Below are 15,250 nucleotides of genomic sequence, written 5' to 3'. Positions count from 1 at the left end.
TCCCCGGCACCCACCGGGACCGCTCTCCACCCCGACCCGAAGGAGCAGGACCGATGGTGACACTCGCCGACGTGGCCAGGCACGCCGGCGTCTCGGCAAGCACCGTCAGCTACGCGCTCAGCGGCAAGCGCTCGATCTCGACACAGACCCGGCAGCGAATCGAACGGACCGTCACCGACCTCGGCTACCACCCGAACGCCGGCGCCCGGGCGCTGGCCGGCAAGCGCTCGCACATCATCGCCCTGGTGGTGCCGCTGCACACCGAGGTCTACGTGCCGACCATGATGGAGATCGCCATCGCGGTCACCGTCGCGGCCCGGGACCATGGCTACGACGTGCTCCTGCTCACCAACGACGAGGGCCCCGAAGGGGTGCAGCGCGTCGCCGCCAGCGGGCTGGCCGACGGCGTGATCCTGATGGACATCCGGCTGGACGACGACCGCATCCCTGTGTTGCACGCCCAGCGCACCGCGGCCGCGCTCATCGGGCTGCCCGACGACCCGTCCGGGCTGGCCTGCGTCGACCACGACTTCGCCGCCTCGGGCGCCCTGTGCGCCGACCACCTGGCCGACCTCGGCCACCGCGACATCGCCTTCATCGGCTACGGCAGCGCCGTCTACCGGCGGCACGCCGGTTACGCCGAGCGGACCCTGACCGGCTTCCGCTCCCGGGCCGAGCAGCGCGGCCTGCGCTTCCTGCACCGACCCTGCGAGGGCACCTACGAGAGCACCGCCGGCACCCTGGCCCGGATCCTCGCGGACCGCCCGGACACCACCGGCTTCGTGGTGCAGAACGAGGGCGCGATCGGCCCGCTGCTCAGCCTGCTGCGCGCCGGCGGGCGGACCGTTCCGGAGGACGCGTCGGTGATCGCCATCTGCCCCGAGCAGCTGGCCGAGCAGCACGCGCCCAGGCTTACCTCCGTGACGGGCCCGAAGAAGGAGCTCGGCCGGGTGGCCGTGGAGCAGGTCCTGGCCCGGATCGCCGCAGTAGCAGCGGGCACCGAGCCGGCGGACGAACTGGTCCTGACGCCACCGGAGCTGGTGGTCCGTGAGAGCACCGGCCCGGCCCCGGTGCGCGGTCCACGCCAATGACGCCACCTTGACACGCCGTCAGCACGCCCTCCCCTCCCCACGCGAGGAAGACCACCATGTCCGAAGAGCGCCAGACGATCCGCTGGGCCACCAGGCCCTGAGCGTGGAGATCGCCCTCGGCGAGGACGGCACCGCCCGCCTGGTCCACATCGGCCCGCCCTGCCGGCCCATCGGCGCTCCGCGTCCCGGCGCGCCGCTGCCCCTGGTGGAGGTGACCGCGGGGGGCCAGGGCCGCCACTGGTCGGGCCGGCACCTCATCGACACCGGCATCGGGGCGCGGCTGCGCCACCGGTCCCACCGCGCCACTTCATAGCCACCTGGTCCGGCAGTGACGCCAATCCCTCCGCCTTCCGGTTCAACGGCGCCGCCTGCGCGATCGGCTGAGCCCGCATGACCGGTGGCGCCCCGGCCGCCCCGAACAGCCGGGGCGCCACTCGCGAAGAACCATCCCCACGAAAGGAATTGACCACGTGTCAGGCCAGCACCAGCCGGACAGCACTGTCACCAACCCCGTGATCCCCGGGTTCCACCCCGATCCCAGCATCTGCCGGGTCGGCGACGACTACTACCTCGTCTGCTCCAGCTTCGAGTACTTCCCCGGCATCCCCGTCTTCCACAGCCGTGACCTGGTGAACTGGACCCAGATCGGCAACGCCCTGGACCGGCCGAGCCAGCTGCGCCTGCCCCGCGACATGCCCTCCTCCGCCGGTATCTTCGCGCCCACCCTGCGCCACCACGACGGCCGCTTCCGGCTGATCGTCACCAACGTCGGCGACGGCGGCAACATGCTCTTCACCGCCACCGACCCGGCCGGCCCCTGGTCCGACCCGCTCCGGCTGCCAGATGTCCCCGGCATCGACCCGGACCTCGCCTGGGACGAGGACGGCACCTGCTGGTGCACCGTCGCCGGCGTCTCCCAGGTCCGGATCGACCCGGCGACCGGAAGGACCTCCGGCGAGCCGCGCAAGCTCTGGTCCGGCACCCCCGGTGCACTGGCCCCCGAGGCGCCGCACCTGTACCGGATCGGCGAGTACTGGTACCTGATGATCTCCGAGGGCGGCACCGAGCGCGGCCACAGCGTCGCCATCTCCCGCGCCGACTCCCCCTCAGGTCCCTTCGAGCCGTGCCCGGCCAACCCGATCCTGACCCACCGCGGCACCAGCCACCCGATCCAGAACACCGGCCACGCCGACCTGGTGCAGGCCCCCGACGGCTCCTGGTGGATGGTGCTGCTCGCCGTGCGGCCGGGCGGCGGCACACCGGGCTGGCACGTGCTCGGCCGCGAGACCTTCCTCGCACCGGTGAGCTGGGTCGACGGCTGGCCCGTGGTCGGCGCGCTCTCGTCGGAGATGCCCGCGCCCGCATGGCCGCTCCAGCCCGCGCCCAGCGTTGCGGTCCGGGACGACTTCGACCAGGCCGAGCTGCACCCGCGCTGGATCTCGGTGCGGGAGCGCCGCGCCGAGCTCTGCACCACCAAGGAACGGTCCGGCTGGCTGACCCTGCACGCCGCCGGCGCCTCCCCGGACGAGCCCGACCTGGTGTTCGTCGGCCGGCGCCAGCAGCACCTGACCTGCCGGGTCCGCACGCTGGTCGACGCGACCGCCGGCCGCGGCGGGCTGGCCGTGCGGCTGGACGAGCAGCACCACTACGAGATCGAGGCCGGCGACGGCCAGGTGCGCGTCCTCGCCCGGATCGGCCCACTGCGCACCGAGGTGGCCGCCAATCCGCTGCCCGCAGGACCGGTGGTCCTCGGCCTCGGGATCGCCCCGGCACCGCCGCAGGGCTCGCGAACCGGCCCGGATCTGCTCTCCTTCGGCGTCGAGCAACCGGACGGCAGCTTCGCCGTGCTCGCAACCCTCGACGGCCGCTACCTGTCCACCGAAGTGGCCGGCGGCTTCACCGGCCGGGTCATCGGCATGTACGCCGCGGCCGGCACCGTCCACTTCGACTGGTTCGACTACGAGCCCCTCCCCCTTCCCTGATCGTCCGTCAGGGCTCCCCCACCCCCGTTTCACACGAAAGGGACACCCGTGAACGACGCACAGCAGACCGCACGCCCGCGCAACCGCCGGCTCCACCGCACGGCCTGTCTCGTGGTGGCGCTGGTCACCGCGGGCAGCCTCGCCGGCGGCACAGCCGTCGCCGCACCGGCCGAGCCGGCCAAGGACCGGGCCCGGGCGGCCTGGGTCCCGAGCGACCCGATGGCCGCGGTCGCCGCGATGCAGCCCAGCTGGAACCTCGGCAACACCTTCGACGCCCTCCCCGACGAGACCTCCTGGGGCAACCCGCTCACCACCAAGGCGACCTTCGACGGCCTCAAGGCGCAGGGCTTCCGCAGTGTCCGCATCCCCGTCACCTGGTACCCCCACCAGTCCACCACCGCGCCGTACACCATCGACGCGACGTGGATGGCCCGGGTCAAGCAGGTGGTCGACTGGGCGCTGGCGGACGGCCTCTACGTCGAGATCAACGTCCACCACGACTCGTGGCAGTGGATCGCGAACATGTCCGCCGACCACGACAACGTCATGGCCCGGTTCGACTCGACCTGGCAGCAGATCGCCACCGTCTTCAAGGACGAGCCGCGCGCGCTGCTCATGGAGAGCATCAACGAGCCGCAGTTCTCCAACGCGACCGACGCCCAGAAGACCCAGTACCTGCGCGAGCTCAACACCTCCTTCCACCGCATCGTCCGCAACTCCGGGGGGCGGAACAAGGACCGCCTGCTGGTCCTGCCCTCGGAGGAGACCAACAACGCCCAGCACTGGCTCGACGACCTGTCGACGACGATGAACTCGCTGCACGACCGCAACCTGGTGGCGACCGTGCACTACTACAGCTGGTACCCGTTCAGCGTGAACATCGCCAACGGCACGACCTACGACGCCACGGCCCAGGCCGACCTGAACGACGGCTTCGCCCGGGTGCACGACACCTTCGTCGCCAAGGGCGTCCCCGTCTACCTCGGCGAGTACGGCCTGCTCACCTCCCCCTACTCCGGCGTGGTCGAGCGCGGGGAGATGCTGAAGTACTTCGAGCACGTCAACTACGAGGCGCGGGTCAACGGCATGACCTCCGCCGTCTGGGACGCCTCCAACGACTTCCTGAACCGCTCCACCATGCAGTGGCAGGTCCCCGAGATGAAGGCCCTGATCCAGACCTCCTGGCGGACCCGCTCGGGCACCGCCTCCACCGACAACCTCTTCCTGCCGAACTCCGGCCCCCTCACCGCCCGGACCATCACCCTGAACCCCAACGGACAGTGGTTCACCGGGGTGTGGCAGGGCAACACCCCGCTGATCCCGTACCGCGACTACACCCTCAACGGCGACCAGCTCACGCTGACGGCGACCGCCCTCACCCGGCTGGCCGGCAACCGCGCCGCCGGGGTCAACGCCACCCTCGAGGTCCGGTACTCCGACGGCGTGCCGTGGAAGCTCTTCGTGCGCTCGTACGACCAGCCCGTGCTGTCCGACGCCACCGGAACCGCCGACGGGCTTACCATCCCGACCCGGTTCAACGGTTCCCTGCTGGCCAACGTGGAGTCCACGTACGCCGACGGCACCGCCGCCGGCCCGGCCTCCTGGACCACCTACCAGTCGTTCGACAACTACCGCGCCGACTACGGCGCCGACACCACCACCGTCAAGGCCGACTTCCTCAAGTCGCTCAAGGACGACGCCCCGGTGACGCTCACCTTCCGCTACTGGACCGGCGCCACCGTCACCTACCACGTGACCAAGTCCGGCAACACGGTGACCGGCACCGCCTCCTGACCAGCCCCCCGCCCGCCCGGCTGCCGGTCCCCACCTGCGGCCGGGCGCCTTCCCGAGATGAGCCCTCCATGTTCTCCCTACGGTCCCACGGGCGGCGGCTGCGTCTTCTCGCAACCACCGCACTGATGCTCACCGCGTGCGTCACCGCATCCACCGGCGCGACCGCCCAGGCCGCACCGGGCAGCCCTGCGCTCACCCCGCCGCTGGGCTGGAACAGCTGGAACAGCTTCGGGTGCGGTGTCAACGAGTCACAGATCCGCCAGGCCGCCGACGCAATGGCGTCCTCCGGCATGAAGGCCGCCGGCTACCAGTACGTCGTCGTCGACGACTGCTGGTTCGACCCGCAGCGTGACGGCGCGGGCAACCTCCGGGCCGGCCCGACCAAGTTCCCCAGCGGCATGAAGGCGCTCGGGGACTACATCCACAGCAAGGGCCTGAAGTTCGGCCTCTACGAGGCGCCCAACGAGCGCACGTGCGCACAGGCCGTGGGTTCCTACTCCGGCTCCACCGGCAGCAAGGGCCACGAGGCCCAGGACGCCACCACGTTCGCCTCGTGGGGCGTGGACTACCTCAAGTACGACTGGTGCTCCTCCAGTGGCACGTTGGATGAGCAGGTCGCACAGTTCACGCTCATGCGCGACGCCCTCCGCGCCACCGGCCGTCCCATCGTCTACAGCATCAACCCCAACAGCCTGCACGCCATCACCGGCTCCTCGTACAACTGGGGTCAGGTCGCGGACCTGTGGCGGACGACCGAGGACCTGCTGGACATCTGGCAGAACGGCAACACCAACAACTACCCGATGGGCGTGGGCAACGTCCTTGACATCGACGCGCCGCTGGCCGCTCAGTCGGGCCCTGGCCACTGGAACGACGCCGACATGCTCGTGGTCGGCCGCCCCGGTCTGTCGCTGACCGAGTCCCGTTCCCACTTCGCCCTCTGGTCGCTGCTCTCGGCGCCCCTCATAGCGGGCAACGACATCCGGACCATGTCCGGCGACGTGAGCGCGATCCTTCGCAACCCCCGCCTGCTGGCGGTGGATCAGGACGCGCTCGGCGCGGGCGGCCGCCGGGTGCGCGACGACGGCGACCTCGAGGTCTTCGCCAAACCCCTGTCCGACGGTTCGGTCGCCGTGGGCCTGTTCAACCGGGGCACCGGCACCGCGACCGTCACCGCCACGGCCGCGCAGGTCGGCCTCACCGGAGGGCCGTTCACCCTCACCGACCTGTGGACCGGCGACACGTCGAGCACGTCCGGCCAGATCTCGGCGAGCGTCCCGGCGCACGGTGTCGCCGTGTTCAAGATGACCGGCGGCAGCCCGCTGGCCTCCACCACCGCCCGCCTGCGCGGAACCGGGTCCGGCCGCTGCCTGGACGTGGACCGCGCCGCCACGACGGCCGGGACGACGGCGCTGATCTGGGACTGCCACACCGCCGCCAACCAACTGTGGACCACGTGGGCCGGCGGCGAGATCCGCGTCTACGGCGACAAGTGCCTGGACGCCTCCAACCAGGGCACCACCGACGGCACGAAGGTCGTCATCTGGCCCTGCAACGGTCAGGACAACCAGAAGTGGACCGTGCAGACCGACGGGTCGATCCGCAACGTCCACGCCGGGCTGTGCCTGGACGCCGACCACGCCGGAACCGTCAACGGGACGCCTGTGATCCTGTGGACCTGTACCGGTCAGAACAACCAGAAGTGGACGACGCTCCCGTAGCCCGTTCCCCTGCCGGTTCGTCGAGGAACCGGCGCCCTGACGGGGCGCCCCGGCGGCGGTGGAGCCGGGTGAGGCAGTGTCAGATTCCTCGCCCGCGCCGGAACCGCGCCGGGGTGGTTCCGCACTCGTCGGTGAAGACCCGGTAGAAACGGCTGACCGAGCCGAAGCCGGCGGCTGCGGCCACCTGGCTCGCGGGGAGGTCGGTGGTCAGCAGCAACCGGCGCGCTTCGGCGAGCCGGTACAGCTTCACGTACTCGCCGATCGTGGTGCGCACGACCTTGCGGAACTGGGTCATGGCGTAGGTCGGGTGGACGTTCACCGCCGCGGCGACGTCCCCGACAGTGATCGGCTCGCGGAAGTGGCGGGCGATGTGGCGCGCCATGGACACCGCCTGGCGCAGAGCCGGATCGTCACCCGCGTAGCGGTGTACCGGGTCACCGCCCGCGGCGAGCGCCAGGCGCCGCACGCGCGCCTGGATCTCCAGCATCGCGATGCGGTGCAGTTCGTCGTCGCCCGCGGCCAGATCCGCGGCCCACTGGGTGAACTTCGCCGGGTCGCTCTCATCGGCACGGGCCGGGGGAGCGATCACCGGCACGCCCGAGAGCACCCGGGCGAGGAGCGACTGCGGCAGCCCCCAGGCCAGGAACCGGTCGAAGGGCACGTGCAGCCAGTGGACGCTGGTCGCCCGGCTCGCCACCAGCTGGTGCGGGATCGCGGCCCAGAACACGGCGAGGCCACCCGCCGCCACTTCGAGGAGTTCGCCGCCGTAGAGGTAGAGCATCGGCCCGCCGCCGGCCACGAAGTTGATCTCGAGGTCGTCGTGCCGGTGCGCTGCCGACATCAGCAGCGGGCGTCCGGACCAGCCGCGCAGGTGCGACGGTTCGTCGACCAGGGCACCCTGAGGATCCAAGAAGTTCTCACTTCGAAACGGTGCAGACATCGCAGTTGCTCGGATCCTATCGTCGTGGAGCAGCGCCGATGCTCGCACCGCCGTGCATCCGGCGACACCGCACGCCCACCCCTGCGTTCCTGATGGAGATCTCACGTGTTCTCACTCGGCATCGTCGGCGCCGGCCAGTTCGCCGGCTCGTTCGCCAAACTCTGGCGCCTGCACCCGAACGTCGGTGACATCAAGGTCACCGACCTCCTCCCGGAGCGCGCCGAGCATCTCGTCGCCGAATACGACCTCGCCGGCACGCTCCCCTCGTTCGAGGACATGCTCGACTCCGATCTCGACGCCATCGCACTCTTCACCCAGCGCTGGACACACGGCCCACTCGCGGTCCAGGCACTGCGCGCGGGCAAGGACGTCTACAGCGCGGTCCCCATGGCCGTGACCGAGGCCGAGATCGCGGACATCATCGCCGCGGTCGAGCAGTCCGGCCGGATCTACATGATGGGCGAGACGAGCTACTACCACCCGGCGACCGTCTACGCGCGCGCCCGGATCGCCTCGGGAGCGTTCGGCCGGATCTTCTACGCGGAGGGCGACTACGTCCACGACATGGACTGGGGCTTCTACGACGCCTACAAGTACAGCGGCGGTGCGAACTGGAAGGCCACCGCCAGCTACCCGCCGCTGCTCTACCCCACCCACTCGATCGGCGGCGTCCTCGGCGCCTGGCAGACCCACGCCGTCAGCGTCTCGGCGATCGGCGTTCCGGACGAGCGCGGCGACGGCGTGTTCGACCGCGAGATCAGCCAGTTCGACAACGACTTCTCCAACGCGACCGCACTGTTCGAAGCCGCGGGCGGCGGAAGCTTCCGCACGAACGAGTTCCGCAGGGTCGGATACATCGGCAAGGAGTCGCGCTTCCGCTACTTCGGCACAGAAGCGGTCTTCGAACAGCTCGGCTCGGTCAGCCTGTGGCAGGACAAGAAGGGCGAGCACGACGTCACCGCGCACCTGGACCCCGCACCCACCCTCGCACCGGACGACCCGGCACTCGCCCACCTCGCCCCGGAACTACGCGGCGCCTTCGCCTCCGGCACCGCGCCGGTGCACGATCGCTCCCGCCTCCCGCGCGAGTTCGCCCACGCACCCAACGGCCACGAGGGCAGTCACCACTTCCTCGCCGACGACTTCGCCACCGCGGTCACGACCCGAACGCCTCCACCGCTGCACGCGTGGACCGCCGCCCGCTACACCCTCCCCGGCATCATCGCCCACCAATCCGCCCTCCGAGCCGGAGCGCGCCTGCCCATTCCCGACCACGGAGACGGTCCCCGGTCCGCGTGACACCGCCCGACTGCACCGTCCGGTCACAGACCATCTGACAGTCCGACGGAAGGGAGATACTGATGCCGGGAACCGGCCGGCCGTGCTGCTCCGAGTGCGCGGTGCCGCTCACGGGGCCGCCGCCCGTGCGGCCCCGCCCGGTGCCGGACCACGAACCGGGCTGACCCGTGGACCCGGTAAGGCATCCGTATGAGCAGCGACACCTTCCCCTGCCCCGGCGATCGGCAGCGGGCCGAAGCGGGCCTGTTCGGCCCGTCCTCGGTGACCTGGCACCTGCACGCCGACCCGGCGATGTGGATCGGCGGGATCAGCGCCCTCCACCTGCAGGCGCTGCACCCGATCGCGGCTCTCGGCATAGCCCAGAACTCCTCGTTCGAGGACGATCCCTTCGGCCGCCTGGTGGGGACGGGTTCGTTCATCGTGGCGACCACCTGGGGCAGCCGGGCACAGGCCGAGCAGGCCGGCGCCCGGGTGCGCGCCGTGCACGAGCGCCTGCGCATCCACGATCCGCACAGCGGCGCGCAGTACCGGCTGGACGCCCCCGACCTGCTGCTCTGGGTGCACTGCGCACTGGTCAGATCGAACCTGCACGCCGTGCGGCACGGCGGCATGCGGCTGACGAGCCCGCAGGCGGACCGCTACGTGGACGAGCAGCGTCACGTCGCGGCCCTGGTCGGGCTGGCGGCCGGTGACGCCCCCGGCTCGGTCGGCGAACTGGAGGACTACCTGACCGGCATCCGGCCGGTCCTGGCCGCTTCCCCCGAGGCCCTGCTGATCCACCGCTTCGTCAACCGGCCGCCACTGCCCGGACGATGGCGGCCGCTGCGACCACTGTGGACGGCGGCCTCCCAACTCGGGTACACGCTGCTGCCGGCCTGGGCTCACGAGCTGTACGGACGCCGGGGCCTGCCCGCCACCGTGGCAGCCGCCACCCTTCGCACCGCCCGTTCGACGGCCTCGCTGCTTCCCGCGCGCAAGCGGCTCGACTTCCCCGCCCCCTATCTCAGCCAGGCCGTCGAGCGGCTCGGGAGGACGGCCGTGCCCTCCGCCCGACGACTGCGCGAGCAGCCGTCATGACGCCTCCCGCCGGCCCGGCCCGGCCCCGGGAACGGCGGGGCCCGAACAGCAGTGTTCGGCGTCAGGCTCAAAGAGGGCGGGGGCCGACGTGACGCCGGCCCCCGCCCTCTTTCGCTACCCGCCCCAGGCTGCCTGCCCTACGGCGCTCGCAGGGTCAGTCGACCGCACCGTCCTGCGGGCCGTCGGGGATCCAGGAGCCGTGCAGTCCGGCGCCCACTCGGTGCGGCAGGTGCACGGTGGCGATCCGGTCCAGGCTGCCCGCGTCGAGCACCAGTAGCTGCGAGGCGTCCTGCTTGAGGTCGGAGACCACGGTGAGCAGGTAGCCGTCGTCCTCCCGGGTGGCCCCGGCGGCGGGGACGTAGACCGCCTCGCTGGGCATCCGGGCGTCGCCGACCTGGTGGATGCGCCGGGCACCGGTGGTGCGGTCGTACTTGACCACGCCGTAGCTGCCGAAGCCCTTCTCGTCGGGGAAGGAGACGGCGTACTGGTAGCGGTTCTCGGCGCCCAGGAACTCCTCGTTGAGGGTCGGGAACTCCACCGGCAGGTCGTCGATGATCTGCTCGTCGACGGTGCCGGCGGCCAGGTCGACCAGCCAGCGGCGGGAGTAGGAGCGGGCGACCGGCTCGGTGCCGCGCCCGGGCCGCCCGGTCCACCAGTTCCAGGAGAGGTCGAAGCCCTCGCGGTCCACGGTCGGGCCCTCCAGCACGATCCGGCCCCGGCCGTCCTCGTAGGCGTTGGCGACGTGCAGCACGTTGCCCGGTTCGATGGAGAACCAGCGGACCTGCCGGGCCCCGTCGCCGCCGCGCGGCATCACGCCGATCCGGGCGGGCTGGGTGTCGCTCCACCCGTAGGGGATACCCGAGTGCTCGGCGGGGTCGAAGGTGACGTTGCCCTCGATGAAGACCACGTGGTGGCGGGTGATGGCGAAGTCGTGCTTGAGCGCGGCGCTCGCCCCGGGGACCTCGGCGCTGTGCACGATCTCGCCCTTGGCGTCGGCGACGTAGTGCACCAGGTACGGCGGGAACGGCGAGGACCCGAAGAAGTGCAGCTCGCCCGTCACCGGGTCCTCCTTGGGGTGCGCGGTCATCGCGGTGCGCAGCTTGCCGCCGAAGTCGAAGGCGCCGACCGTCTCCAGCTCGCGGGTGAGTTCGAAGGGCAGGTTCGCCTCGCAGAGCGCGAGCAGTCGGCCGGCGTGCTCGATCAGGTGGGTGCCGGCGGCGCTGGCGGTCAGGTCGGGGCCTCGGTCGGTCATGTAGGGCGCGCCGTCGAGGGCCGGGGTGTGCACCCAGCGGTTGCGGTACCACTCGGCCCGGCCCTCCCGCAGCTGGATGCCGTGCACCATGCCGCTGCCCTTGAACCAGTGGGTGGGGGTGACACCGGGCTTCGGGTTGTGACCGTTGCGCAGCAGCCGGCCGGTCAGCTCCGGGGGCAGGGTGCCCTCCACGGTCAGTCCGAAGGCGGTGGCCTCCTCCGCGACGGGGGTGAAGTGGCCGGTCAGGTAGGGCTTGTCGGCGGTCATGTCAGGAATGCCTTCCGGTCGGTGTGGCGGTGCGGGGATGTGACGGAGCGAGCAGGAGGGGCGGGGAGCCGGGGCTCAGTGGGTGGTCGGGGGCTCAGGTGGCCCGGACGGCCCGTCCGGTCCGCCGGTCGGCGGCCGGCCGGGTGGCGGTGTCACCGGCCCGTTGGCGGGTGCACCGGCCGAGTACTGCCGCGAGCAGGGCGGTCGCGGCCAGCACGGCGGCCGAGGCGGCGAAGGCGGCCCGGTAGCCGGCGGTCAGCGCCACCGCGTGCGGCCCGTGGGCATGGGCGGTGACCGAGCCGGCCAGGGTGGCCAGCGCGGCCAGGCCGATCGCGCCGCCGACCTGGCGGGTGGTGTTCACCAGCCCACCGGCCAGGCCCGCGTCCTGTGCCGGCAGGCCCTCCACGGCGAACGAGGTCAGCTGGACGAAGGCGACGCTCAGACCGAGGCCGACGAGCACGCTCGGGCCCAGGACGTCGGCCAGGTAGCTCCCGTCGGCCCGGATCCCGGCCAGCCACAGCAGACCGGCCGCCTCGGTGAGCAGCGCCAGCGTCACGGTCGCGGTGGCGCCGATCCGGCGGGCCAGCCGCGGGGCGAGGCCGGACCCGAGCATGTTGGCCGCGGCGAGCGGGAGTTGGCCGGCCCCGGTGGCCAGCGGGCCGGAGCCGAGCACCTGCTGCTGGTAGAGCGGCAGGAAGAAGAACAGGGCGATCCACACCGACCCCAGCAGGGCCATCAGCAGGTTCCCCGCCGCCACCCGGCCGGTGCGCAGCAGCCGCGGCGGGATCAGCGCGTTCGGCCGGCGGCGCTCGACGGCGGCGAAGGCCGCGGCCAGGACGACGGCCGCGCCGAGGGCGCCGAGCACCCGGCCGTCGGTCCAGCCGGTGCCGCGCGCGGTGGTCAGCCCCCAGACCAGGCAGGCCAGGGCGAGGGTGACGGTGGTGGTGCCCAGCAGGTCGAACCGGCCGGCCGCACGGCCGGGCTGGTGCGGGCCCAGGGCCGGTACGGCGAGCAGCACCAGCGCCGCTCCGAGCCCGACCGTGCCGAAGATCCAGGGCCAGCCCCAGAGCTGGGTCAGGGCTCCGCCCAGCAGGACGCCGCCCGCCCCGCCCGCGCCGGAGACCGCGCCCCACACCGCGAGCACCCGGCCGCGCCCGGGACCCGGTGGGTACAGGTCCACGGCCAGGGCCAGCGCGGCCGGGGCGATGGCGGCGGCGCCCAGACCCTGGGCCACCCGGGCCGCGATCAGCACCCCGGGGGCGGACGCCGCGCCGGCGGCCAGCGAGGCGGCCGCGAACAGCGCCAGGCCCACGGTCAGTACCCGGCGGCGGCCGAGCAGGTCCCCGGCCCGGCCGCCCGCCGGCAGCAGCGCCCCGAAGGCCAGCCCGTAGGCGTTGACCACCCAGGTGGTGCCGGAGTCCGACAGGCCGACTCCGGCACGGATCTGCGGCAGCGCCACGTTGACGACCGAGGTGGCGAGCATGACCGTGAACTGGGCTGCGGCGAGCACCGTGAGGACGGCGGCGGGCCGGGCGGCGGGCCGGAGTGGACCCGGCTGGGTGCGCTGGAGGTTCATGACGCACAGCCTCGGGCGGATCGCTGTCCACTCTCCAGGCCCGGACGGGGCGGGGACTGTCCACTGCTGTCCGCAGCTGTCCACTCCGCCCGGGCCCGGTGCGGGCCCGGGCGGGACGTCGGTCAGCGGGCCCCGTGCAACTCCTGCTGCCACAGGGCCTCGCACAGCAGGTCCAGGCCCTGGCGCAGGTGGCGCCGGTAGGTTCCGTACGGCAGGCCGAGGCGGCGGGCCGCCGCCTCCTGGGTCGGCGCGCCGGAGAAGTAGCCGGCCGTCAGGGCCTCGCGGGCACGCACCCCTCGCGGGTCGGCGGCAAGCTCGTCGACGGCCTGGCGCAGCAGCGCGCGCAGCTCACCGGCGGGGTCGGTGAAGTCGGCGGTGAGGCGGGTGCGGGTCAGCACGCCGACCGCGAAGGCGGCCGGGTCGCGCCAGTGCGCGAGGGCCTCGCGCACGGCCTGGTCGAACGCGGACCGCGAGAAGCCCGACGGCCCGGACGGGGCCGGCACGTCGGTGGCCGAGATCAGGTGGCGCAGCCAGGTCTCCACCGGCACCTGGCGCCAGTCCACGCAGAACAGCCCGTAGCTGTGGTCACCGACCCGGGGCCGGGCACCGGTGTCGTGCATGATGCCCCGGAACCGCTCGGCCCAGGCTTCGGCGTCCTGGTAGACGACGAAGCCGTGCGCGCGGCCACGGGCCCGGGCGGCCTCGGCGTGCGAGCGGGAGTTGCTCAGGTCGATGACCCGCGAGGGGATCTGGTACCGCTCCGGGTAGACCGAGAACCGGGTCATCCCGATGTGCTCACCGGGCCGCACCGCGTTTCCCGCCTGGGTGTACTCCCAGGCGGCCGCGACCACGGGATCGGTGGCCAGGTCCACCGGGTCCGGCGGCGCCGCCAGCACCAACCGGGCCGTGAACGCGACCGGCACACCGGAGCCGACCAGCCGGTAGACGGCGAAGGCCTGCGGCTGGCGCTCGATCCAGTACCGGACCAGCTCCGCCGAGGCCGCGCCCTCGGTCACCTCGGCCATCCGCAGCACGGCGTCGATGTCGCCGGGCTGCAGCGCGCGCTCGTGCACCTCGTCCTCGCGCGACCACGAGTGCAGCCGCGGCGAATCGGCCTTGATGCCCCGGAACATGTAGAAGAGCTCGTTGGTGACGCCGCGCACCGCCTCCTCCGGCGCCTCCCGCAGCTGGCGCAGGTACTCCTCCGCCAGGCGCTGACGGATCGCCACGAACGCGTTGGGCGCCCGCCAGCGCAGGTCGGCGGCGAGCGTCTCGCGGGCCGCGTCGTGCGGGTAGAGGCCCTGCGGCGTGGCCTCCATGAACGGCAGCTCGCGCAGCCAGCCGAACAGCAGGTGGGTGTCCTCCTCGGGCAGCACCGCCGCGAGCAGCTCCTCCGAGGTCGAGTGCGCCTGGGCCACCACTTCCAGCGCCCGGCGGTGCGCCGCCGTCGGCACGTCCCCGATCAGGCCGCTCAGCAGGGTCCGCAGCAGGTCGGCCGAGGGCTCCCAGGCCTCTGCCCGGTCCCACCCGACCGTTCCGGTGGCCGCGGCCAGCGCCAGCGCCAACGGGTTGCCGCTGGCGAACCCGATCACCCGCTCCCGCACCTCGGGCCGGACCTCCGCCGCGGCCAGCAGGCTGCGCGCCTGCTCCTCGGTGAACGGCCCCAGCTCACGGACGCTCAGCAGCCCCTGCCAGGCCGGGTCGGCGGCCCACTGCGGCTGCGGAGCGAGCCGGCCGGCCAGCACGACCAGCGCGTCGTCCGCGGCCCGGGGCAGGAACTGCTGCCACAGCCAGCTCTCCAGCCACTGGCAGTCCTCGAAGGTGTCCACGAACAGCACCGTCCCGGGGACCTCCAGGAAGGACGCGGCCGCCCGCTCGAAGTCGGCCGGATCCCGGCTGACGAAGCGTCCGTCCATCTCCAGCAATCCCCGCCCGGCGGCCCCCGCCCGGTCCGCCAGGCAGCGCAGCAGTGCCGACTTGCCGATCCCCCCGGGCCCGTGAACGTAGAACGCGAACGGCGCCTGCCCGTCCCCGGCCAACGCCTCCTCGAACCGCCGGAGTTCCTCCTCGCGGCCGATGAAGGCCCGCTTCCGCTCCCGGCTGAGCCGCTCCCGCACTGACGCCACGTCGGTTCCCCTCGCTGTCTGACTGGCTTCACGCCACCCACCCGGCGCAATCGTAGGACTTGCACTGTTGCGGCTCGTGCCGCACGGCGCCCGCCCGAGGGGGCCGGCGGCCGCGTTCGGGAAGC

At 72.6% G+C, this 15,250-nt stretch carries 11 protein-coding genes; 7 read left to right on the top strand and 4 right to left on the bottom strand.

Annotated elements, in window-relative coordinates; all coding sequences use genetic code 11:
- Positions 1 to 53 precede the first annotated feature (53 nt).
- The 5 genes from ACZ52R_RS06915 to ACZ52R_RS06895 all read left to right on the top strand — a co-directional run bounded on the left by ACZ52R_RS06915 (position 54) and on the right by ACZ52R_RS06895 (position 6,588).
- A complete protein-coding gene (locus ACZ52R_RS06915; RefSeq protein ID WP_465752986.1) occupies positions 54 to 1,091 on the top strand; it encodes a LacI family DNA-binding transcriptional regulator in 1,038 nt (345 codons plus the stop codon).
- A 103-nt stretch (positions 1,092 to 1,194) separates the two neighbouring features.
- The gene (locus ACZ52R_RS06910; RefSeq protein WP_465752984.1) at positions 1,195 to 1,404 is read left to right on the top strand and encodes a hypothetical protein; all 210 of its coding nucleotides are present in this window, start codon (positions 1,195 to 1,197) and stop codon (positions 1,402 to 1,404) included.
- A 157-nt stretch (positions 1,405 to 1,561) separates the two neighbouring features.
- On the top strand, positions 1,562 to 3,073 hold the full coding sequence (locus tag ACZ52R_RS06905; RefSeq protein WP_465752982.1) for a glycoside hydrolase family 43 protein: 1,512 nt from the start codon (positions 1,562 to 1,564) through the stop codon (positions 3,071 to 3,073).
- Between the two features lie 48 nt (positions 3,074 to 3,121).
- Positions 3,122 to 4,867, top strand: a complete 1,746-nt coding sequence (locus ACZ52R_RS06900; protein WP_465622832.1) for a cellulase family glycosylhydrolase — start codon at positions 3,122 to 3,124, stop codon at positions 4,865 to 4,867.
- Between the two features lie 68 nt (positions 4,868 to 4,935).
- The gene (locus tag ACZ52R_RS06895; protein ID WP_465660771.1) at positions 4,936 to 6,588 is read left to right on the top strand and encodes a glycoside hydrolase family 27 protein; all 1,653 of its coding nucleotides are present in this window, start codon (positions 4,936 to 4,938) and stop codon (positions 6,586 to 6,588) included.
- Positions 6,589 to 6,667: 79 nt separating this feature from the next.
- Here ACZ52R_RS06895 and ACZ52R_RS06890 read toward each other — a convergent pair whose 3' ends face one another.
- Complete coding sequence (locus ACZ52R_RS06890; protein ID WP_360501677.1) at positions 6,668 to 7,498, bottom strand: helix-turn-helix domain-containing protein; 831 nt, start codon at positions 7,496 to 7,498, stop codon at positions 6,668 to 6,670.
- Positions 7,499 to 7,633: 135 nt separating this feature from the next.
- Here ACZ52R_RS06890 and ACZ52R_RS06885 point away from each other — a divergent pair, with 135 nt between their 5' ends.
- Both ACZ52R_RS06885 and ACZ52R_RS06880 read left to right on the top strand, forming a co-directional pair.
- Positions 7,634 to 8,827, top strand: a complete 1,194-nt coding sequence (locus tag ACZ52R_RS06885; protein WP_465752980.1) for a Gfo/Idh/MocA family protein — start codon at positions 7,634 to 7,636, stop codon at positions 8,825 to 8,827.
- A 189-nt stretch (positions 8,828 to 9,016) separates the two neighbouring features.
- Entirely contained in the window at positions 9,017 to 9,904 is an 888-nt protein-coding gene (locus ACZ52R_RS06880; RefSeq protein WP_465622838.1) for an oxygenase MpaB family protein, read from the top strand.
- A gap of 154 nt (positions 9,905 to 10,058) precedes the next feature.
- Here the strand turns inward: ACZ52R_RS06880 and ACZ52R_RS06875 are convergent, their stop codons facing one another.
- The 3 genes from ACZ52R_RS06875 to ACZ52R_RS06865 all read right to left on the bottom strand — a co-directional run bounded on the left by ACZ52R_RS06875 (position 10,059) and on the right by ACZ52R_RS06865 (position 15,125).
- Positions 10,059 to 11,423 (bottom strand): carotenoid oxygenase family protein, encoded by a 1,365-nt coding sequence (locus tag ACZ52R_RS06875; RefSeq protein ID WP_465752978.1) that lies wholly within the window; start codon positions 11,421 to 11,423, stop codon positions 10,059 to 10,061.
- Between the two features lie 94 nt (positions 11,424 to 11,517).
- The gene (locus ACZ52R_RS06870) at positions 11,518 to 12,999 is read right to left on the bottom strand and encodes an MFS transporter (protein ID WP_465622842.1); all 1,482 of its coding nucleotides are present in this window, start codon (positions 12,997 to 12,999) and stop codon (positions 11,518 to 11,520) included.
- 122 nt (positions 13,000 to 13,121) lie between these two features.
- Complete coding sequence (locus ACZ52R_RS06865; protein WP_465660773.1) at positions 13,122 to 15,125, bottom strand: AAA family ATPase; 2,004 nt, start codon at positions 15,123 to 15,125, stop codon at positions 13,122 to 13,124.
- Positions 15,126 to 15,250 lie beyond the last annotated feature (125 nt).

It is taken from the genome of Kitasatospora sp. NPDC034023, assembly GCF_055575795.1.
Note: the sequence above shows the minus strand (reverse complement) of the source record. Positions and strands in the feature narration are given on the sequence as shown.